Annotated in this window: 16 protein-coding genes and 2 tRNA genes; 13 read left to right on the top strand and 5 right to left on the bottom strand. The window is 62.1% G+C overall.

All coding sequences use genetic code 11. The annotated features are described in order from the left end of the window. Entirely contained in the window at positions 1 to 765 is a 765-nt protein-coding gene (locus CXQ81_RS08785) for an ABC transporter ATP-binding protein (RefSeq protein ID WP_101337010.1), read from the top strand. A 77-nt stretch (positions 766 to 842) separates the two neighbouring features. On the opposite strand, the gene CXQ81_RS08780 is transcribed toward CXQ81_RS08785, so the two are convergent. Both CXQ81_RS08780 and dcd read right to left on the bottom strand, forming a co-directional pair. Next, positions 843 to 1,049 (bottom strand): hypothetical protein, encoded by a 207-nt coding sequence (locus CXQ81_RS08780; RefSeq protein ID WP_007923905.1) that lies wholly within the window; start codon positions 1,047 to 1,049, stop codon positions 843 to 845. Between the two features lie 106 nt (positions 1,050 to 1,155). Continuing rightward, positions 1,156 to 1,722: a dCTP deaminase gene (gene dcd, locus CXQ81_RS08775; RefSeq protein ID WP_007923906.1), complete on the bottom strand. Its 567-nt coding sequence runs from the start codon at positions 1,720 to 1,722 to the stop codon at positions 1,156 to 1,158. A 352-nt stretch (positions 1,723 to 2,074) separates the two neighbouring features. Here dcd and CXQ81_RS08770 point away from each other — a divergent pair, with 352 nt between their 5' ends. Both CXQ81_RS08770 and CXQ81_RS08765 read left to right on the top strand, forming a co-directional pair. Next, entirely contained in the window at positions 2,075 to 2,284 is a 210-nt protein-coding gene (locus CXQ81_RS08770; RefSeq protein ID WP_002554837.1) for a cold-shock protein, read from the top strand. 160 nt (positions 2,285 to 2,444) lie between these two features. Continuing rightward, the gene (locus CXQ81_RS08765) at positions 2,445 to 3,827 is read left to right on the top strand and encodes a toxin-antitoxin system YwqK family antitoxin (RefSeq protein ID WP_256593465.1); all 1,383 of its coding nucleotides are present in this window, start codon (positions 2,445 to 2,447) and stop codon (positions 3,825 to 3,827) included. Between the two features lie 104 nt (positions 3,828 to 3,931). On the opposite strand, the gene CXQ81_RS08760 is transcribed toward CXQ81_RS08765, so the two are convergent. Next, complete coding sequence (locus CXQ81_RS08760) at positions 3,932 to 4,939, bottom strand: DUF481 domain-containing protein (RefSeq protein WP_101337008.1); 1,008 nt, start codon at positions 4,937 to 4,939, stop codon at positions 3,932 to 3,934. A gap of 164 nt (positions 4,940 to 5,103) precedes the next feature. On the opposite strand from CXQ81_RS08760, the gene CXQ81_RS08755 reads away from it, so the two are divergent. From CXQ81_RS08755 to CXQ81_RS08740, 4 genes are all read left to right on the top strand, one after another. Next, positions 5,104 to 5,457 carry an MGMT family protein gene (locus CXQ81_RS08755; protein ID WP_101337007.1) on the top strand — a complete coding sequence of 118 codons (354 nt, stop codon included), beginning with the start codon at positions 5,104 to 5,106 and terminating at the stop codon, positions 5,455 to 5,457. 44 nt (positions 5,458 to 5,501) lie between these two features. Next, a complete protein-coding gene (locus CXQ81_RS08750) occupies positions 5,502 to 7,079 on the top strand; it encodes an AmpG family muropeptide MFS transporter (RefSeq protein ID WP_007923912.1) in 1,578 nt (525 codons plus the stop codon). 129 nt (positions 7,080 to 7,208) lie between these two features. Continuing rightward, a complete protein-coding gene (locus CXQ81_RS08745; protein ID WP_007923915.1) occupies positions 7,209 to 8,924 on the top strand; it encodes a proline--tRNA ligase in 1,716 nt (571 codons plus the stop codon). 17 nt (positions 8,925 to 8,941) lie between these two features. Next, positions 8,942 to 9,895 carry a hypothetical protein gene (locus tag CXQ81_RS08740; RefSeq protein WP_007923917.1) on the top strand — a complete coding sequence of 318 codons (954 nt, stop codon included), beginning with the start codon at positions 8,942 to 8,944 and terminating at the stop codon, positions 9,893 to 9,895. A 65-nt stretch (positions 9,896 to 9,960) separates the two neighbouring features. On the opposite strand, the gene dinB is transcribed toward CXQ81_RS08740, so the two are convergent. After that, entirely contained in the window at positions 9,961 to 11,025 is a 1,065-nt protein-coding gene (gene dinB / locus CXQ81_RS08735; RefSeq protein ID WP_009042451.1) for a DNA polymerase IV, read from the bottom strand. Positions 11,026 to 11,324: 299 nt separating this feature from the next. Here dinB and CXQ81_RS08730 point away from each other — a divergent pair. The 4 genes from CXQ81_RS08730 to CXQ81_RS08715 all read left to right on the top strand — a co-directional run bounded on the left by CXQ81_RS08730 (position 11,325) and on the right by CXQ81_RS08715 (position 15,888). Then, positions 11,325 to 11,401 (top strand) — tRNA-Met (locus CXQ81_RS08730). Positions 11,402 to 11,588: 187 nt separating this feature from the next. After that, a tRNA-Met gene (locus tag CXQ81_RS08725) sits at positions 11,589 to 11,665 on the top strand. A 279-nt stretch (positions 11,666 to 11,944) separates the two neighbouring features. Next, positions 11,945 to 14,593: a bifunctional lysylphosphatidylglycerol flippase/synthetase MprF gene (gene mprF, locus CXQ81_RS08720; RefSeq protein ID WP_101337006.1), complete on the top strand. Its 2,649-nt coding sequence runs from the start codon at positions 11,945 to 11,947 to the stop codon at positions 14,591 to 14,593. Continuing rightward, a complete protein-coding gene (locus CXQ81_RS08715; protein WP_101337005.1) occupies positions 14,593 to 15,888 on the top strand; it encodes a virulence factor family protein in 1,296 nt (431 codons plus the stop codon). The genes mprF and CXQ81_RS08715 overlap by 1 nt, the downstream gene beginning before the upstream one ends. 221 nt (positions 15,889 to 16,109) lie before the next feature. Here CXQ81_RS08715 and CXQ81_RS08710 read toward each other — a convergent pair whose 3' ends face one another. After that, positions 16,110 to 17,951, bottom strand: a complete 1,842-nt coding sequence (locus CXQ81_RS08710; protein WP_371860898.1) for a potassium transporter Kup — start codon at positions 17,949 to 17,951, stop codon at positions 16,110 to 16,112. A gap of 392 nt (positions 17,952 to 18,343) precedes the next feature. Between CXQ81_RS08710 and rimO the strand changes: the two genes are divergently transcribed. Beyond that, complete coding sequence (gene rimO, locus CXQ81_RS08700) at positions 18,344 to 19,681, top strand: 30S ribosomal protein S12 methylthiotransferase RimO (RefSeq protein ID WP_007923924.1); 1,338 nt, start codon at positions 18,344 to 18,346, stop codon at positions 19,679 to 19,681. 106 nt (positions 19,682 to 19,787) lie between these two features. Further along, on the top strand, positions 19,788 to 20,261 hold the full coding sequence (locus tag CXQ81_RS08695; RefSeq protein ID WP_085529982.1) for a GNAT family N-acetyltransferase: 474 nt from the start codon (positions 19,788 to 19,790) through the stop codon (positions 20,259 to 20,261). Positions 20,262 to 20,290: the final 29 nt, after the last annotated feature.

The raw sequence follows: 20,290 nt of genomic DNA, 5'->3' as shown, positions 1-20,290 counted from the left end.
ATGTACAAACTGACCATTGAAGGCCTGCATAAATGCTACGGCGACAATGAAGTGCTCAAAGGCGTTTCGCTCAAGGCGAAGACCGGCGACGTCATCAGCCTGATCGGCGCCAGCGGCTCGGGCAAAAGTACCTTTCTGCGCTGCATCAACTTCCTGGAAACCCCGGACGACGGCGCCATGAGCCTGGACGGCCAGCCGATCCGCATGGTCAAGGACCGCCATGGCATGCACGTGGCCGACGCCGACGAGCTGCAACGGATTCGCACCCGTCTGGCCATGGTGTTCCAGCATTTCAACCTGTGGAGCCACATGACGGTGCTGGAGAACATCACCATGGCGCCGCGCCGGGTGCTGGGGATCAGCAAGAGGGACGCCGAAGACCGCGCCCGGCGCTACCTGGACAAGGTCGGCCTGCCCGCCCGCGTGGCCGGCCAGTACCCGGCCTTTCTCTCCGGTGGCCAGCAACAGCGGGTGGCAATTGCCCGAGCCCTGGCGATGGAGCCGGAAGTGATGCTGTTCGACGAACCCACCTCGGCCCTCGACCCGGAGCTGGTGGGCGAAGTGCTCAAGGTGATCCAGGGCCTGGCCGAGGAAGGCCGGACCATGATCATGGTCACCCATGAAATGAGCTTCGCCCGCAAGGTGTCGAGCCAGGTGCTGTTCCTGCACAAGGGCCTGGTGGAAGAGGAAGGCGCGCCGGAAGAGGTGCTGGGCAACCCGAAGAGCGAGCGCTTGCAGCAGTTCCTCAGCGGTAACCTGAAGTAAGCCAGGCGCCGCTATGGACAAAGGCCAGCCCGCCGGTGGAGTCCGGCGGGCTGGCCTTTTTTATGAATTGGCGTCAATCAGGCGACAGGAGCGGGAGGCGGTTCGTCCGGCAAGGTCGGTTCGCCAGGTTCGGTCGGCTCGGCGGGTTGCGGGGTGTCCGGGTCGGGTTGACCGGGAATGCCGCCTGCCGCGCTGGGGTGTGCCAGCAATGACCAGGCCAGGACGCCGACCTGATTGGGCTCAAGTCTGGCAAGTGTGGCGCTTATAAGCGGATCGATCTTCATGAGGCACTCCTGAGCTAAGCACGGTCCGCTGTGCGCAAACCGGGGCAGTCCCCTGATTAGAGTATCTGCCCGCTGAGGAATTCCCGCTATTCGTCAGACGACGAACTCAGGTACGCGGCAGGGTCACGCCACGCTGGCCCTGGTATTTGCCGCCACGGTCCTTGTAGGACACTTCGCACTCTTCGTCGGACTCCAGGAACAGCATCTGCGCCACGCCTTCGTTGGCGTAGATCTTCGCCGGCAAGGTGGTGGTGTTGGAGAATTCCAGGGTCACGTGACCTTCCCACTCAGGCTCGAGGGGGGTGACGTTGACGATGATGCCGCAACGGGCGTAGGTGCTTTTACCCAGGCAGATGGTCAGCACGTTGCGCGGAATGCGGAAGTACTCGACGGTGCGGGCCAGGGCGAAGGAGTTCGGCGGAATGATGCACACGTCGCTCTTGATATCGACGAAGCTGCCGGCGTCGAAGTTTTTCGGATCGACGGTGGCCGAATTGATATTGGTGAACACCTTGAACTCATCGGCGCAACGCACATCGTAGCCGTAGCTCGACACACCGAAGGAAATCAGCCGCTCCGCGCCTTCGCCGCGCATCTGGCGCTCCACGAAAGGCTCGATCATGCCGTGCTCTTGCGCCATGCGGCGAATCCACTTGTCCGATTTGATGCTCATGGCGGGTGTCCTGAAATAGCGAGGTGGAAAAATTCTGTCCGGCATCTTACCGGGGTGCGCCTGCGGGTTCAAAGTCTGGGCCGCTTTTCTCGCTGAAAGCCGCAATACTTGCGGGCTGGAAGGTATGTACGGCACCGCCAGTCACTAAAAGCGCGAATCCTTGGCAAAGAACATTGGCAGGTTCCGGAAAAAGGGTTAAGGTGGCGCCACTGTGCTGCTTGTGTCACTGAGAATCTCTACACGATGTTGAATTTCGATCCAACCATCTCCAAGAATTTTTCCTGCTCTTTGCACTCAGTCTCGGCCAGGGCTTTTCCTGAGTCGCAGTTAACTTTGTCCAAGGAGATACACCATGTCTAATCGCCAAACCGGTACCGTTAAGTGGTTCAACGATGAAAAAGGCTTCGGCTTCATCACTCCACAATCCGGTGACGACCTGTTCGTACACTTCAAAGCTATCCAATCCGACGGCTTCAAAAGCCTGAAAGAAGGCCAACAGGTTTCTTTCATCGCTACCCGCGGTCAGAAAGGCATGCAAGCTGAAGAAGTTCAAGTTATCTAACTTGTACTGAAACAGTAAAAAGCCCCGCCCTCAAAGCGGGGCTTTTTTGTGCCCGGATGTTTTTGCTTAATGGCACCCAGGCTATATGATCCGCCCCCTCGGACAATCATATGGAAACTGCAGGATGCCGTTCAGACACCGGAAGTTGTTGAGCGCAGCGGTGCTCACACTCGCCCTCCCTCTCGCACTCAACGCCACACCTCGCCCCGACCATCCAACGATCATCGTCGGCATGGACAGCGGCGCCAGCTACATTGCCAAGGACTCGCAGCAACAACCCGAGTTGCGACGCGCGGTACTGCTGGAGCTTTCCAGCGCCCATCGTTGCGGCAGCAACGAGGTTTACCTCACCCCCGAATCCTCAGGCATCCCCGCGGAGTCGTTCGGCCAGGTCCTGGAAGAAATCCAGCAACTGATCGATGACCAGACCCCACTCCTGCTGACCCTCTCGGACTGCGACGGGAAACGAGCCTTTTTCGAAAAGGTCCGGCCCTGCACCGCCCAGGAATGCGGCGAGCTGACCGCATCCCAGGTCGACGGCAAGCTCTACCTCGACGAGCGCTATGCGCCGACGGGCCAAGGCCAGGCCTCGTACTTCCTGACGATGCCGATGAGCTACGACAAGCGGCAAAAAGCCTGGAACGCGAGAATCTTCTACGTCGAATCAGGCACCCTGCGCCGGGACTATTTCGTCAGCGCCGAGGACTTCGTTTCGGGCAAGGCCGTTCATGCCTCGAAAACCTACTATCCGGACGGCCAGGTCCGCCACAGCGCTGGCTATGACCTCAATGGCAAACGCCAGGGAGAGGCGCTGACCTACTCCGAGAGCGGTGTCGTGGTTAAACGCTCGAACTATCGGGATGGCCTCCTCGAGGGCTGGCAGAGCACCTACCACGACAATGGAAAAGTCGCCGAATCCTACAACTGGCGCCAGGGCAAACGCGTCGACGGCGAATACCTGGAATACGACGAGAACGGCAAGCGGGTCGGGCGCATCACCTACCGGGCGAATCTGCCGGACGGACCGATCACCAGCTATTACCCGGATGGCAAGCTCAAAGACAGCGGACAGTTCGTTGCCGGCAAGAAAGTCGGCCCCAGCCCGTCCTATTACCCTGACGGCACACTGGAAAGCACCGTCGATTACGTGGACAACCAGCCCGTGGGGTGGCAAATCCAGTACCACCCCAACGGCAAGGTAAAGCAGAAGCAATTCAACGACGAACACGGCACCCAGCGCAGTTATGCCCTCTGGAACGAACAGGGCGTGCAAACCCTCCAGTGGCAATGGGATGAACAGCACCGCGAGCAGGGCGACTTCAAGGCCTGGTACGACAACGGCCAGCTCAAGGAGCACAAGGTCTACAAGGACGCGAAACTCGAAGGCCCCGCCGTCACCTGGTACGACAGCGGTCAGATGGAATCATCTACCGATTACCTGGATGGCAAAGAGCATGGCTGGATGCGCCTCTGGAACGAGGACGGCAGCCTGCAGAGCGAATGCCAGTACCAGACGGGCACCCGTCAAGGTGCATGCAGTTGAGGCTGACATAACGCAGCGCTATTGAGACAGCACTCTTGCGCTGCCAAACAAAAAAGTCCCGCGGGTGCAAACCGCGGGACTTTTTCATTTCCAGGCCTGCGAGCTTACCAGGCGACGCCAAAACCCGCGGTGTAGCGGGTCTTGTTGAGATCGCTGTCCTTGGTGCCACTGATGATGTCCCGTTCGGCCTTGAGGTTGAGCGACGCCCATTCCGTGACCTTGTAGCGCAGGCCGATCTCGGCATCCAGGGCGTAATCGGCAATATTGGACAGCGGCCGCCCCACCTCGCCATTGGTAAACAACTCGACCCGCTTGCCAATCAGGTAACGGTTGTAGTCCCACTTCATGGCCAGGGAATAGAAGTTGTCTTTGCCACCATCCTTGTACTCGTAGTCGGTGCGGTTGAGCAGCGAACCCAGGGAGAACGCACCCAATTCGTTATCCCAGAACTGGTAACCCGGACCGGTACCCACCACGCGCTGGCGCGCCAGCTCCTCGACCTTGTCACGCTTGTAATTCAACCGCCCTTGCCAGAACCATTTATCGGTGAGGAAGCGGTCCAGTGCGTATTCGCCGCGCCAGTTGTCGGTGGTGACCACTTCGTTCTGGAATTCGCGGTTGTACTCGCCTTCCGCCGTGTGCCGCCATTTGCCGTGGCGCGCCGAGGTCTTGAAGTCGATGTCGTAGTCGTCGGTGTCCTTTTCCGCCCGCTGATAATCCAGCGCCATGTCGACATTGCCCTTCCATACCAGGTCCTCGACCACCGGCTTGGGCTTCATGATCTGCTGGATGCTCGCCAGCTCGACAGTCTTCGGCGCCTCGCCATTGGCCAGGGTGACCTTGCCGTCTTCCGCCGCGTGCAGGGACTTGGCCTTCTCGCCGGTGTAGGCATCCTGCTTGACCAGCAGTTCCTGATCGCTCTCCAGCGTCTTGACCTGCTTCCAGTCGATCGGGATGGCCCCGGCATACTCGGTCTGGATCAATAACTTGCCACCGTCGAACACCTTGATCTTGCCACTCAGACGGTCACCGTTCTTCAACCAGACGGTATCGGCGAGCAAAGGCGTGGCGGTACTGAAAACGGCAAGGCACAGCAGGGTTCTGGACAACATAAACAGATACAAGGCTCGAGTTCGCGAAAAAAACCGGCATTATCCACATGAATAAAACCTCAGGTAGGGACTGACTCGACTATCTATAGTGAGTTCAATTCTCAATTGTTAATAAACCCTTTGTCCTACAGACGGTTTACAGGCCTGCATCAGGAAACCCGAACGTGATCGAACCGCTCGACGCCGACCAAAGCCCCGCCGAAATCCGACGCACGGCGCTCTACCTGACCCTGGCCCAGGTCCCGGAAGGCAAGGTAGTCAGCTATGGGCAACTGGCGGAAATGGCGGGCCTGGGTCGCGCGGCGCGCTGGGTGGGACGCACCCTCAGCCAGTTGCCCGCCGACACCACCCTGCCCTGGCACCGCGTACTGGGCGCGGGCGGGCGCCTCAGCCTGCCCGTGGGCAGCGCTTCGGGCGACGAACAGCGCGCGCGACTGCGTATGGAAGGTGTCTCGATCCTGAACAATCGTGTGGATATTCAGCGCCATGGCTGGCGTCCGGTAGAGCACAGCGGTTAGAGTGCGCGCTTTGTTTCCGTAATTCTTGAGGCAGACTCCAGCCCATGCCCCGTAAAACCTGGCGCGCCGCGCTCGCCGCCTATGCCAGCCCCTCGACGCTCGTGCTGTTGCTGCTTGGTTTCGCCGCCGGCCTGCCTTACATGCTGGTGTTTTCGACACTTTCAGTCTGGTTGCGCGAAGCCGGTGTGGCTCGCGAAACCATTGGCTACGCCAGCCTGATCGGTCTGGCCTACGCCTTCAAATGGGTCTGGTCGCCCTTGCTCGACCAATGGCGCCTCCCCTTGCTGGGCAAACTCGGACGACGCCGCTCCTGGCTGGTCCTGTCGCAATCGCTGGTGCTGCTCGGGCTGATCGGCATGGGGTTCTGCGATCCGCAAAAGCACCTGTCCTGGCTGATCGCCATTGCGGTTATCGTCGCCTTCGCCTCTGCCACCCAGGACATCGCGGTGGACGCCTACCGCCTGGAAATCGCCGAAGACAGCCGCCAGGCCGCCCTGGCCGCCGCCTATATGTCCGGCTACCGCGTCGCCGCCCTGCTGGCCACCGCTGGCGCCCTGTTCTTCGCCGAAGGTTTCGGCTCCACCGGTTTCAGCTATAAACACGCGGCCTGGACCGGCACCTACGTGCTGTTCGGCGTGCTGATGATCCCGGCCCTGCTGACCACCCTGTTCATGCGCGAACCGCCGGTGCCGCTGCGCACCCAGCTGTCGGCCGGGCGCTACAGTTTCGTGCACCAGCTGGTGTCGGTGTTCGTGCTGATCGTGCTGCTGGTGTCCGTGCCGGCGATGTTCACCCAGCTCTACAACACCGACTTCGCCAGCGTGCTGTTCGAAGGCGCCAGCCTGCTGGACCTGTTGCTGGAAGACCGGGCGTTCCTGCGCGCCATTCTCTATATCATCCTGACCTCGCTGTGCCTGTCGGCCATGGGCCGCCGCGGCCTGGCCCCGGTGCTGACGCCGGTCAACGACTTCATCCTGCGCTACCGCTGGCAAGCCTTGCTGCTGCTGGGCCTGATCGCCACCTATCGGATGTCGGACACCGTGATGGGCGTGATGGCCAACGTGTTCTACATCGACCAGGGCTTCACCAAGGACCAGATCGCCAGCGTCAGCAAGATTTTCGGCCTGATCATGACCCTGGTCGGCGCCGGCATGGGCGGCCTGCTGATCGTGCGCTTCGGCATCCTGCCGATCCTGTTCATCGGCGGCGCCGCCTCGGCCGCGACCAACCTGCTGTTCCTGATGCTGGCCGACATGGGCCCCAACCTGCAGATGCTGGTGGTGACCATTTCCCTGGACAACTTCAGCTCGGGCCTGGCCACCTCGGCCTTCGTCGCCTACCTGTCGAGCCTGACCAACCTGAAGTTCTCGGCGACCCAGTACGCCCTGCTCAGCTCGATCATGCTGCTGTTGCCGCGCCTGATCGGCGGTTATTCGGGGGTCATGGTGGAGAAGTTCGGCTATCACGACTTCTTCCTGATCACCGCCCTGCTCGGCGTGCCGACCCTGGTCCTGATCGCCCTGCACTGGTTCCAGGAAAACCGTCGCGCCGAACCGCCGCAAGCGCCCGAAGCCACACCGCCGGCCACGCCACCCGCTACAGCTGTCAGCGAAGAACCCTAGGAAACCCCGGGGCATACCGGCATTCACCCGGCGCCCCGACCTCCCCCGGCCGCAATCCTGTACGCCAACGGTTCTCGCCCGTACAATGCTTCGTCATTTCTAGTCTTCAGCAACCGACAACGGCCTACCATGCGCACCAGTCAATTTTTGCTCGCCACACAGAAAGAAACGCCTTCCGATGCGGTCGTGATCAGCCATCAGCTGATGCTGCGCGCCGGCATGATCCGCAAACTGGCCTCGGGCCTGTACACCTGGCTCCCGATGGGCCTGCGGGTGATGCGCAAGGTCGAAGCCATCGTTCGTGAAGAAATGAACGCCGCCGGCTCGCTTGAAGTGTTGATGCCGAGCACGCAGCCGGCTGAACTGTGGCAGGAATCCGGGCGCTGGGAGGAGTACGGCCCTGAACTGCTGCGCTTCAAGGATCGCCACGGTCGCGACTTCTGCGCCGGTCCGACCCACGAAGAAGTGATCACCGATCTGGCCCGCAACGAGCTGAGCAGCTACAAGCAGCTGCCGATCAACCTGTACCAGATCCAGACCAAATTCCGCGATGAAATCCGCCCACGCTTCGGCCTGATGCGCGGTCGCGAGTTCATCATGAAGGACGCCTATTCCTTCCACGCCGACCAGGCATCGCTGCAGGTCACCTATGACCGCATGCACCAGGCCTACTGCAACGTGTTCACCCGCCTGGGCCTGAAGTTCCGTCCGGTCGAAGCCGACAACGGCTCCATCGGCGGCGCCGGCTCCCACGAATTCCACGTACTGGCCGAGTCCGGCGAAGACGACATCGTTTTCAGCAACGGCTCCGACTACGCGGCGAACATCGAGAAAGCCGAAGCCGTGCCACGGGAAACCTCGCGCCCGGCGCCGAGCGAAGAACTGCGCCTGGTCGACACCCCTGACGCGAAAACCATCGCGCAGCTGGTGGAAGGCTACAACCTGCCGATCGAAAAGACCGTCAAGACCCTGGTGGTGCACGCCGAGGAAGCCGGCAAGCTGATCGCCCTGATCATCCGTGGCGACCACGAGCTGAACGAAATCAAGGCCGCCAACCAGCCTGGCGTCGCCAGCCCGCTGGTGATGGCTTCGGAAACCGAACTGCGTGACGCCATCGGCGCCGGCGCCGGCTCCCTGGGCCCGCTGAACCTGCCGCTGCCAATCATCGTCGACCGCTCGGTGGCCCTGATGAGCGACTTCGGTATCGGCGCGAACGTCGACGACAAGCACTATTTCGGCTTCAACTGGGAACGTGACATGCCGGTCCCGACCGTGGCCGACCTGCGCAATGTCGTCAGCGGCGACCCAAGCCCGGACGGCAAGGGCACCCTGGAAATCAAGCGCGGCATCGAAGTCGGGCACATCTTCCAGCTGGGCAACAAGTACAGCAAGGCGATGAAGTGCGAAGTGCTGGGCGAGAACGGCAAGCCGGTCACCCTGGAAATGGGCTGCTACGGCATCGGCGTGTCCCGCGTGGTGGCCGCGGCCATCGAGCAGAACAACGACGAGAACGGCATCATCTGGAGCGACACCCTGGCCCCGTTCCAGATCGCCCTGGTACCGCTGCGCTATGAAACCGAGCAGGTTCGCGAAGCCACCGACAAGCTGTACGCGCAACTCACCGCCGCCGGCTTCGAAGTGCTGCTGGACGACCGCGACAAGAAGACCAGCCCGGGCATCAAGTTCGCGGACATGGAGCTGATCGGCATTCCACACCGGATCGTGGTCAGCGACCGCGGCCTCGCCGAAGGCAACCTGGAATACAAGAGCCGTACCGAAGCCGAGGCGCAAGCGCTGCCGGTGGCTGACGTGCTGTCCTTCCTCCAAGCCCGTATCCGTCGCTGAAACCAGATAGAGAAGTCATGTTCAAGCGAAACACCTTAAGCCTCGGTGGCGCCGCCTTGTGCGGCGCCCTGTTGCTCAGCGGCTGTGCCAACCAGATGTCGCAACGCAGCGAGCACGAGGAACGTGTCGAGCGCAAATTGCTCGATCACAGCCTGCAGATCGATGTCGGTGAGCCTAAGGTGCTTGAGCTGCCGCAACGCCGGGTACGCATCCACGAGCAGAAGACCTTCGAAGTCACCGAGTTCGAAGTCACACGTCGCTACGATCGCTACACGCCCTATCAACCCTGGCGGGAGCTCTACGAGATCCCATTGGGTGCGGTAGCCGTGGTCGCGGGTGTCGGCGCCAACGTGGTCAATGTGTTTGCCCTGGGCAACCTGCCGGACAGCGTCACCAAGGACTGGATCAGCTACGGCGTGGCCGGGCTCAACCCGTTCATGAACGTGCAGTCCCACGGTCGGGCGCAGCAGAACCTGGCGGGGATCGATGAAGTCCAGCGCGACAAGCGCGTGGAGTATTCGAGCCTGCCCTGGAGCGAGCGTCCGGTGCAGGTCAAGGCCGGCAAGGAAACCCATGAGCTGAGCACCGACCGCAACGGCGTACTGCGCCTGAACCTGTTGGACAGCCCGTTTTCCGAACAGGACCTGAACCACATCGGCAAGCTGCAGATCAGCGTCGCGGATGCCCAGGACGACGTGCACTCCGACTCGTCGCTGGCCATCAGCAACACCCTGCGCGGCAAGCTGCTGGAAGCGCACAACCTGATCTACGACGACCTCGAAGATGACGAAGTGAGCCAGTGGGTGCACCGGGTCAAGCGTCTCTCCGAATTGGGTCTGGAAGAAGAAGCCAGCGAGCTGGAACAGAGCCTGATCGAGCTGACCCGCAACGATCCGGAACTGCAAAGCGAATTTCTCAAGTCGCTGACCAAGAACGCCGGCCGCCTGGTCGCCGATCCCGGCGCCCACTGACCGGATAACCATCGCGAGCCAGCCTGTTTCCGCACTGCGGGGGTGGGCTGGCTCGCGATGCTGTATCAGGAACGGCTGAACAACTCCAACTGCTCATGCCCGCCACGCAGATCCTGCAAACGTACACCAATCCCCAATAGCCGCACCGGCCTGTCCCCGCGCTTGAACGCCTGGGTCAAAAGCTGCCGGTAACTCTCCAGGTCCCGCCCTGCCCCCGCCTGTTCGAGCGTGGTCTGGGTGAAATCGTGAAACTTCACTTTGACGAAGGGCTTGCCCGGACGATAGCTGCTGTCGATTCGCTCGATCCGGCCGGCCAGGGTCTGCATCAGCTCCGGGAGTTTATCCAGGCAGCTCTGCAGATCGGGCAAATCGACGTCGTAGGTGTTTTCCACGCTGATGGACTGCCGGCGACTGTCGTTCTGCACCGGCCGCTCATCGATACCCCGGGCGAGGTTCCACAACCGCTCGCCAAAACTGCCGAACTCGCGCACCAGCGCCAGCTTGCTCCATTCGCGCAATGCCTCGCAGCTGACGATGCCCAGGCGTCCCAGCTTGTCAGCTGTGACCTTGCCCACGCCATGCAGCTTGTTGACCGGCAAGGCCGAAACGAAGTCCTCGACCTGGTCCGGGGTGATCACGAACAGGCCGTTGGGCTTTTTCCAGTCGCTGGCGATCTTGGCCAGGAACTTGTTCGGCGCCACCCCGGCCGACACCGTGATATGCAGCTGGTTGGAGACCCGGCGACGAATGTCCTGGGCGATGCGCGTGGCGCTGCCGGCGAAGTTGGGGCTGTCGGAAACGTCCAGGTAGGCCTCATCCAGGGATAAAGGCTCGATCAGGTCGGTGTAGTCGCGAAAGATCGTATGGATCTCTTTCGACGCTTCCCGGTAGGCCTCCATGCGCGGCTTGACGATCAGCAGGTCGGGGCACAGCGTCAGCGCATGCCGCGAGGACATGGCCGAACGTACGCCAAAAGCGCGGGCCTCATAGTTGCAGGTGGCGATCACCCCGCGTCGCTCCGCCGAGCCGCCCACCGCCATCGGCCTGCCGGCCAATTGCGGGTCGTCGCGCATTTCGATGGCGGCGTAGAAGCAATCGCAGTCGATGTGGATGATTTTGCGCTGCGTCATATAAAGGCAGAGTTCATGGAAGCAAGAGGTCGATCACAAGACAGGGCGACAGTATCTCACCGAGAACTGTATATAGCACCAGTAGTTTGATTTCTCCCGCCTGCCGCCAGAAAAATCGGAAGATGAATTTATTTTCTCAATCGGTCAAAGCCCCTCAATAGAGCTGAAAGCCTTATGCAGCATGCCTTCAGGGCCGATCCAGGGGCTGCATTTTCACGCTAAGCAATTGAACGAAAACAGTTTTTTTCGGTTAATCGGTTGACAGGCCGGCGATCCTCTGTAGAATGCCGCCACACAGACGCGGGATGGAGCAGTCTGGTAGCTCGTCGGGCTCATAACCCGAAGGTCGTCGGTTCAAATCCGGCTCCCGCAACCAAACATCAAAAAAGGCTACTCGAAAGAGTGGCCTTTTTTGTGCGCGCTCGTTTTGTTGTCGCGCAAAACAAAACCCTTTGCAGTACCGGGACTTAACCCGCCTTGCGAGTCATTCAACACTTATTTGACTCAATGGACCATTAACGGTTGACACTCCAGCATTCGTCTGTAGAATGCCGCCACACAGACGCGGGATGGAGCAGCCTGGTAGCTCGTCGGGCTCATAACCCGAAGGTCGTCGGTTCAAATCCGGCTCCCGCAACCAAACAACAAAAAAGGCTACTCGAAAGAGTGGCCTTTTTTGTATCTGTCGAAAAAATCTTTTCGCAACAATGACCTGGCAACCTCCTGTGAACCGTCAGTCACCTCCCCCACCCTTTCCAACCCGCTATGCTCATTGCCAGGCAGCCGCTTGAAAACGCTGGCCGTCCGGGCTCGCAGGGCCATGGTGAGACGCGTTAATATTTGAAACTATTTTTTCTGCAGGGATTGGTAACTTGGCTGGATACCCCCATCCTGTCGCGCACAATCCACGAGGTGATTGATGCGCGCCAACTCGTCTGACTCACAAGACACCGATACCGTTACAGCGAACCAACCGGTTGCTGCCACCCGCTTGCGCTGGCTGGAGCTACTGAGCAAATACCGCCAGCCCATCGGCATGGTCGTGACCCTGCTGCTGTTCGGCATCGCCCTGATTGCCTGTCGTCACCTACTCAGCGAGCTGGATCTGTATGCCCTGCATGATTCGATCCTCGACGTGCCCAAGCCGGCCCTGCTCGGCGCCCTGGCCGCGACCGTGGTCGGTTTCGTCATCCTGCTCGGCTACGAATGGTCCGCCAGCCGCTACGCCGGGGTGAACCTGCCGCTGCGCACCCTGGCCCTCGGGGGCTTCACCGCCTTTGCCATCGGCAACGCCATCGGTCTGTCGCTGCTCTCCGGTGGTTCGGTGCGTTACCGCCTCTATGCCCGGCATGGCGTGGGTGCCGGCGACGTCGCCCATATGACGCTGTTCGCCAGCCTGTCCCTGGGTTGCGCCCTGCCACCGCTCGCCGCCCTGGCGACCCTGAGCAACCTGCCCGCCGCCTCCGCCGCCCTGCGCCTCTCCGAAGGCCTGCTGGCCAGCATTGCCGGCGCCGTACTGCTGCTCTGCGCGATCCTGGTCATCGGTATCTACCGGCGCCGCCTGCCTGAACAGCCATTGCCGGACAACCTGTTGGTCAAGGCCGGGCGCCGTACCCTGCGCCTGCCTGGACGCCGCCTGACGCTCCTGCAACTGCTGATCACCGCCCTCGACGTCGCCGCCGCAGCCACCGTGCTGTATCTGCTGCTGCCCGAGGCACCGCCCTTCGGCGCCTTCCTGCTGGTCTACCTGCTGGCCCTGGCGGCCGGCGTGCTCAGCCATGTACCCGGCGGCGTTGGGGTGTTCGAAGCGATTCTGCTGGCCGCCTTCGCCGACAAGCTCGGCGCGGCGCCACTGGCCGCCGCCCTGCTGCTGTACCGGCTGATCTACGTGATCCTGCCGATGCTGGTGGCCTGCGTCCTGCTGCTGATCAATGAGGCCCAGCGCCTGTTCCAGACCCGTCAATCGCTGCGGGTGGCCTCGGGCCTGGCCGCACCGATCCTCGCGGTGCTGGTGTTCCTGTCCGGCGTGGTGCTGCTGTTTTCCGGCGTGACCCCGGAAATCGACACCCGCCTGCAACACATCGGTTTTCTGATCCCGCACCGCCTGGTGGATGCCTCGCACTTCGGCGCCAGCCTGGTCGGGGTGCTTTGCCTGCTGCTGGCCCAGGGCCTGCGCCGGCGCCTGTCCGCAGCCTGGATATTGACCACCATCCTGCTGCTGGTCGGTGCCGTGCTCTCGCTACTCAAGGGTTTCGACTGGGAAGAAGCCAGCCTGATGACCCTGACCGCCAGCCTGCTGGCGGTCTTCCGGCGCTCCTTCTACCGGCCGAGCCGCCTCACCGAACTGCCGTTCTCGCCGCTGTACCTGGTGGCCAGCGTCTGTGTGCTGGGCGCATCGATCTGGCTGCTGCTGTTCGCCTATCAGGACGTGCCCTACAGCCATCAGCTGTGGTGGCAGTTCACCCTCGACGCCGATGCCCCACGGGGCCTGCGCTCGCTGCTGGGGGCCGCGGTGCTGCTGGTGGTGGTGTCCCTGACCTGGCTGCTGCGCACCGCGCGCCCGGTGATTCACCTGCCCAATGGCGAGGAGCTGGACCGCGCGGCGAAGATCCTCATGGCCTCTTCCCAGCCCGACGGCGGCCTGTCCCTGACCGGCGACAAGGCCCTGCTGTTCCATCCCAACGACGACGCCTTCCTCATGTATGCCCGGCGCGGCCGCAGCCTGGTGGCGCTGTACGACCCGATCGGGCCGACCCAGCAACGGGCCGAGATGATCTGGCAGTTCCGCGACCTGTGCGACGTCCACCATGCGCGTCCGGTGTTCTACCAAGTGCGCGCGGAAAACCTGCCGTACTACATGGACATCGGCCTGACCGCGATCAAGCTTGGCGAAGAAGCCCGGGTCGACCTGAACCGCTTTGACCTCGAAGCCAAGGGCAAGGAGATGAAGGACCTGCGCTACACCTGGAACCGCGGTACCCGCGACGGTCTGGCGCTGGAAATCCATGAGGCCGGGCAGGCGCCGATGGACGAGCTGAAAGTCATTTCCGATGCCTGGCTGACCGGTAAGAATGTCCGCGAGAAAGGCTTCTCCCTCGGGCGTTTCAGCGAGGACTACCTCAAGCATTTCCGTATCGCGATCATCCGTTTTGAAGGACGTCCGGTGGCCTTCGCCAACCTGCTCGAGACCTACAGCCATGACCTGGCCAGCCTCGACCTGATGCGCGCCCACCCGGAGGCTCCCAAGCTGACCATGGAATTCATGATGGTCGGCCTGATCCAGCATTATAAAAACCATGGGTATGCCCGCTTCAGTCTGGGCATGGTGCCGTTGTCGGGTCTGCAACCCCGGCGTGGCGCGCCACTGACCCAGCGCCTTGGATCGATGGTTTTCCGTCGGGGTGAGCAGTTGTACAACTTCCAAGGGTTGCGCCGTTTCAAAGATAAATTCCAGCCTGACTGGGAACCTCGTTACATGGCCGTGCCCGCCGGACTGGATCCGCTGGTGGCACTGGCCGATACCGCCGCCCTGATTGCGGGCGGCCTGACTGGATTGGTGAAACGCTGATGATTCAACGCTCCTGGCGGTATGTATTAGCCACTCTGGTGGTGCTTGCCCTGATAGCAGGAGGCGGCTACTGGTACTGGAATCGTCCGGCACCACAACCGACCCTGGAACACCTGGCCCAGACCGATGGCTCGACCCTGACCCGTGTCACCCCGGCCGCCCAGGCCAAGGCCCGGGTCGCCGTGGCCGTCCTCGCCGACGAAGCCCTGACCGATACCCAACTCCTGGCCCTGAGCCGCGGCGGCGCGGCGCAGATCGTCCAGGTGATCCTGCCCAAGGACGACTGCAAGCTGCAGGAACAAGCCCTGCAGACCGCCCTTGGCCAACTCGCGGGCCCGGCGACCCTGGTCAGCGGCATCGGCCCTGGTGCCGCCCTGGCCTGGCGCTGGATCGCCACCCAGAACGACGACAAGGCCCAGGCCGTGTCGGTGGGCTTTACCATCAACCCGGCCCCAGGCTGCACCGACCCGTTGCCCAAGACCCTGGCCCACGGCCACTGGCTGGTGGCCTGGAACGACAACCCGGATGACGAAAGCGCCGGCTTCGTGCGTGACACCCCCAATGCCAGCACCAGCATCAGCGACTACGACATTCACCTGCCTCAGGTGCTGAACAACGAGCTGCGCAAGCTGCTGGTAGGTTCGGACAACGGCGGCCTGAACATCCCGGTGGTCGAAGTGCCGGCCGGCCAGGCCAAGGACACCGTGACCCTGTTCCTCTCCGGTGACGGCGGCTGGCGCGACCTGGACCGTGACGTGGCCGGCGAGATGGCCAAGATCGGCTACCCGGTGGTCGGCATCGACACCCTGCGCTACTACTGGCAGCACAAGACCCCGGAACAGAGCGCCACCGACCTGACCGAACTGATGCAGCACTACCGGCAGAAATGGGGCACCAAGCGCTTCGTGCTGACCGGCTACTCGTTCGGCGCCGACGTGTTGCCAGCCATCTACAACCGCCTGCCGGAAGCCGAGCAGCAGCGGGTCGACGCCATTATCCTGCTGGCCTTCGCCCGCACCGGCAGCTTCGAGATCGAAGTCGAAGGCTGGCTGGGCAACGCCGGCAAGGAAGCCGCCACCGGCCCGGAAATGGCCAAGCTGCCAGCAGCCAAGGTGGTGTGCATCTACGGCGAGGAAGAAGTCGACGAAAGCGGTTGCACCGACAAGACCGCTGTCGGCGAAGCCATGAAACTGCCGGGCGGCCACCACTTCGACGAGAACTACCCGGCCCTGGCCCAGCGCCTGGTCAGCGTCATCGAGAAACGCCAGGGCAAGGACAAGGTCGTCGAAGAGTGATCTGAGCGGCCCAGACAAGGCCCCCGCTGCCCACCGGCACCGGGGGCTTTTTCATCCTTGAAATCCCCCTCTGCGGGAGCGGAGCTAGCTCGCGATCAGCCCGGGCTGTCAGGTAGAGCGCCATCGCGAGCAAGCTCGCTCCTGCAGGGGAAAGCGCCCTCCTCCAACAAAAAAGCCCCCGTCACCACAGCGGTGACGGGGGCTTCTGCTGTCGCGCCAGCTTACATCTCGATCTGGGTCCCCAGCTCGATCACGCGGTTCACCGGCAGCTTGAAGAAGCGCAGGTTGCCGTTGGCGTTCTTGAGCATGAAGGCGAACAGCGTCTCGCGCCAGCGCGCCATGCCGACGATCTTGGAGGTGATGACTGTCTCGCGGCTGAGGAAGTAGGTGGTGCGCATCGGGCTGAAGTCCAGCTCGTCCAGATGGCACAGCTTCAGCGCTTCAGGCACGTCCGGCTCGTCGGTGAAACCGAAGTGCAGGATCACCCGGAAGAAGCCTTCGCCATAGGAATCCACCTCGAAGCGCCGTTGCGTCGGCACCCGCGGGATATCTTCATAGACCACGGTCAGCAGCACCACTTGCTCGTGCAGCACCTGGTTATGCAGCAGGTTGTGCAACAGCGCATGGGGCACGGCGTCGGAGCGCGCAGTGAGGAACACCGCGGTGCCCTGGACCCGATGCGGTGGCTGCACACGGATGCTGTTGATAAAGATCGGCAGCGGCAACGCACCCTCGCCGAGGCGGTCCATCAACAGTTCCTTGCCGCGCTTCCAGGTGGTCATCAGGGCGAACAGCACAATCCCCGCCAATACCGGGAAAGCACCGCCCTGGAAGATCTTCGGTACGTTGGCGGCGAAGAACAGCCCGTCCACCAGCAGGAAGCCCACCAGGATCGGCACCGTCAGCACCGGCGACCACTTCCACAGCAACAGCATCACCGCCGACACCAGGATGCTGGTGATCAGCATGGTCCCGGTCACCGCCACGCCGTAGGCCGAAGCCAGTGCGCCGGAAGACTCGAAGCCCAGCACCAGGAGGATCACCCCGACCATCAGCGCCCAGTTCACCGCGCCAATGTAGATCTGCCCCTGCTCCGCGCTGGAGGTGTGCTGGATGTACATGCGCGGGATATAACCCAGCTGGATCGCCTGGCGGGTCAGGGAGAACGCGCCGGAGATCACCGCCTGGGAGGCGATCACGGTAGCCAGGGTCGCCAGGACCACCAGCGGGATCAGGGCCCAGCTCGGCGCCAGCAGATAGAACGGATTACGTGCCGCTTCCGGGTTCTCCAGGAGCAAGGCGCCCTGGCCGAAATAGTTGAGCACCAGCGCCGGCAGCACCAGGGCGAACCAGGCGCGAGCGATCGGCTTGCGCCCGAAGTGGCCCATGTCGGCGTACAGCGCTTCGGCACCCGTCAATGCCAGCACTACCGCGCCGAGAATGGCCACGCCCATGCCCGGATGCACGATGAAGAACCGCACGCCCCAGACCGGGTTCAGCGCCTGCAGCACTTCCGGATGCTGGGCGATGCCGTAGATCCCCAGCCCGCCCAGGGTCACGAACCACAGGACCATCACCGGCCCGAACAGCTTGCCGATGCGATCGGTACCGTGTTTCTGGATCAGAAACAGCGCCACCAGCACGATCAGCGCCATAGGTACGACCCAGTGCTCGAGCCCGTCGAAGGCAATCTCCAGCCCCTCCACCGCCGACAATACGGAAATCGCCGGGGTGATCATGCTGTCGCCGTAGAACAAGGCCGCGCCGATCAGGCCCAGGATGACCAGGACCACCCGCAGCCTCGGATAGGGCGTCGACGCCCGCCGGGCCAGGGCGGTCAAGGCCATGATGCCGCCCTCGCCCTGGTTGTCGGCCCGCAGGATGAACAACACGTATTTGATCGAGACTACCCAGATCAGCGACCAGAAGATCAATGCAAGAATGCCGAATACACCGTCGTGGTTGACCGGGACCCCGTAATGCCCCGCGAATACCTCCTTCAAGGTATAAAGCGGGCTGGTCCCGATGTCGCCATAAACCACCCCGACCGCCGCCACCAGCATCCCCAGGGGCCTGGCCCTGGAATGCTCGCTGCCTACCGCCTGACTACTTGCCTGACCCATCCACCACTCCTACTACCCAGATCGGGGCTTCTTATAAAAGGCATGACATTCAAGACAACGCCAAGCTTGCAAGACTCTCGTGAATGCCAATGCAGCATGCGCCCTTTTACTTACAGTTACAGACGTTCTGTTGACTAGTAAGAATTCACCCGGGCGCAACGGCGCGAAGCATAGCGCAGCACTCGTCGTATTTCCCTGCAAAAAGCTGGTCAAGTGCGTCGGCCATCGCTAGAATTGCGCACTTTTTGATCAGAGGCGCCCCTAGCGCCCATCCGTCGCCAGCGGTTTTATCCAGATTGCCGAGCGGCCCGACACCTATACCGAGGTTAGACATGTCCACCCCTACCGCGCCAGCCAACCCCAAGGTCGGCTTCGTTTCCCTGGGTTGCCCGAAAGCGCTGGTCGACTCCGAGCGCATCCTCACGCAACTGCGTATGGAAGGTTATGACGTGGTGTCCACCTACCAGGACGCCGACGTCGTGGTGGTCAACACCTGCGGTTTCATCGACTCGGCCAAGGCCGAATCCCTGGAAGTGATCGGCGAAGCCATCAAGGAAAACGGCAAGGTCATCGTCACCGGCTGCATGGGCGTGGAAGAAGGCAATATCCGCGACGTGCATCCGAGCGTGCTGGCCGTGACCGGCCCGCAGCAGTACGAGCAAGTGGTCAGCGCGGTGCACGAAGTGGTGCCGCCAAAACAGGACCACAACCCGCTGATCGACCTGGTGCCGCCACAAGGCATCAAGCTGACTCCGCGCCACTACGCGTACCTGAAGATTTCCGAAGGCTGCAACCACAGCTGCAGCTTCTGCATCATCCCGTCGATGCGCGGCAAGCTGGTCAGCCGCCCGGTGGGCGATGTGCTGGACGAAGCCCAGCGCCTGGTCAAGTCCGGGGTCAAGGAGCTGCTGGTGATCTCCCAGGACACCAGCGCCTATGGCGTCGACGTCAAGTACCGCACCGGCTTCTGGAACGGCGCGCCGGTGAAAACCCGCATGACCGAGCTCTGCGAAGCCCTCAGCACCCTGGGCGTCTGGGTCCGCCTGCACTACGTCTATCCGTACCCGCACGTCGACGAGCTGATCCCACTGATGGCCGCCGGCAAGATCCTGCCGTACCTGGACATCCCGTTCCAGCACGCCAGCCCGAAAGTGCTCAAGGCCATGAAACGCCCGGCCTTCGAAGACAAGACCCTGGCCCGGATCAAGAACTGGCGCCAGATCTGCCCCGAGCTGATCATCCGCTCGACCTTCATCGTCGGCTTCCCCGGCGAAACCGAAGAAGACTTCCAATACCTGCTCGACTGGCTGACCGAAGCCCAGCTCGACCGCGTCGGCTGCTTCCAGTACTCGCCGGTGGAAGGCGCGCCGGCCAACGACCTGGACCTGGAAGTGGTCCCGGACGAGGTCAAGCAGGACCGTTGGGAGCGCTTCATGGCGCACCAGCAGGCAATCAGCTCGGCGCGCCTGCAACAGCGCATCGGCAAGGAAATCGAAGTGCTGATCGATGAAGTCGACGAACAGGGGGCCGTGGGTCGCTGCTTCTTCGACGCCCCGGAGATCGACGGCAACGTGTTCATCGACGGTGCCGGCGACCTCAAACCAGGCGACAAGGTCTGGTGCCGGGTCACCGACGCCGACGAATACGACCTCTGGGCCGAAGTCCTGTAAGGCGTAAAAAACCGCAAAGCCCCGCTCTCTTCGCGAGATGCGGGGCTTTTTTACGTCTATCGTTTGCTCAGGACCACGGATGCGTCACCACAAAGGAGCAGGCGGCATGCGCCATCATTCGGTCATCCATACCCCGAAACACAGCGACTACCCGGAACTGACCCGGGTCTGGGAGGCCTCGGTGCGCGCCACCCACGACTTCCTGCCGGACAGCTACATCGAACTGCTGAGAAACCTGGTGCTGAACCGTTATCTGGATGCAGTGATGCTGATCTGCACCCGGGACCAGCGCCAGCACATCACCGGCTTCGCCGGGGTCGCCGCCGGCAAGATCGAGATGCTGTTCATCGATCCCGCCCATCGCGGCCAGGGCCTGGGCAAGCAACTGCTCAGGTACGCCATCGAACACCTGAACGCCGACGAACTCGACGTCAACGAGCAGAATCCGCAAGCCCTGGGCTTCTACTTCAAGCAGGGCTTCGAGGTCATCGGTCGCTCCGAGCACGACGGCATGGGCCAGCCCTATCCGCTGCTGCACATGCGTTTGAAACAGCCCCAGCAGCAAGCGCTGCGCGGCTAAAAGCCACAGCGGGCAAATGGACCCGCGAT

Source organism: Pseudomonas sp. 09C 129 (genome assembly GCF_002843625.1).
GTDB lineage: Bacteria > Pseudomonadota > Gammaproteobacteria > Pseudomonadales > Pseudomonadaceae > Aquipseudomonas > Aquipseudomonas chlororaphis.
The sequence above is the reverse complement of the archived record's forward strand: the minus strand, read 5'-3'. Positions and strand labels throughout refer to the sequence as shown.

Bases quoted from the DNA above. Each gene is read 5' to 3' on its own strand.
- CXQ81_RS08785 (WP_101337010.1), top strand. From the start codon at position 1: ATGTACAAACTGACCATTGAAGGCCTGCATAAATGCTACGGCGACAAT.
- CXQ81_RS08780 (WP_007923905.1), bottom strand. From the start codon at position 1,049: ATGAAGATCGATCCGCTTATAAGCGCCACACTTGCCAGACTTGAGCCC.
- dcd (WP_007923906.1), bottom strand. From the start codon at position 1,722: ATGAGCATCAAATCGGACAAGTGGATTCGCCGCATGGCGCAAGAGCAC.
- CXQ81_RS08770 (WP_002554837.1), top strand. From the start codon at position 2,075: ATGTCTAATCGCCAAACCGGTACCGTTAAGTGGTTCAACGATGAAAAA.
- CXQ81_RS08760 (WP_101337008.1), bottom strand. From the start codon at position 4,939: ATGTTGTCCAGAACCCTGCTGTGCCTTGCCGTTTTCAGTACCGCCACG.
- CXQ81_RS08750 (WP_007923912.1), top strand. From the start codon at position 5,502: ATGCCCCGTAAAACCTGGCGCGCCGCGCTCGCCGCCTATGCCAGCCCC.
- CXQ81_RS08745 (WP_007923915.1), top strand. From the start codon at position 7,209: ATGCGCACCAGTCAATTTTTGCTCGCCACACAGAAAGAAACGCCTTCC.
- CXQ81_RS08740 (WP_007923917.1), top strand. From the start codon at position 8,942: ATGTTCAAGCGAAACACCTTAAGCCTCGGTGGCGCCGCCTTGTGCGGC.
- dinB (WP_009042451.1), bottom strand. From the start codon at position 11,025: ATGACGCAGCGCAAAATCATCCACATCGACTGCGATTGCTTCTACGCC.
- mprF (WP_101337006.1), top strand. From the start codon at position 11,945: ATGCGCGCCAACTCGTCTGACTCACAAGACACCGATACCGTTACAGCG.
- CXQ81_RS08715 (WP_101337005.1), top strand. From the start codon at position 14,593: ATGATTCAACGCTCCTGGCGGTATGTATTAGCCACTCTGGTGGTGCTT.
- CXQ81_RS08710 (WP_371860898.1), bottom strand. From the start codon at position 17,951: ATGCTGGTGGCGGCGGTCGGGGTGGTTTATGGCGACATCGGGACCAGC.
- rimO (WP_007923924.1), top strand. From the start codon at position 18,344: ATGTCCACCCCTACCGCGCCAGCCAACCCCAAGGTCGGCTTCGTTTCC.
- CXQ81_RS08695 (WP_085529982.1), top strand. From the start codon at position 19,788: ATGCGCCATCATTCGGTCATCCATACCCCGAAACACAGCGACTACCCG.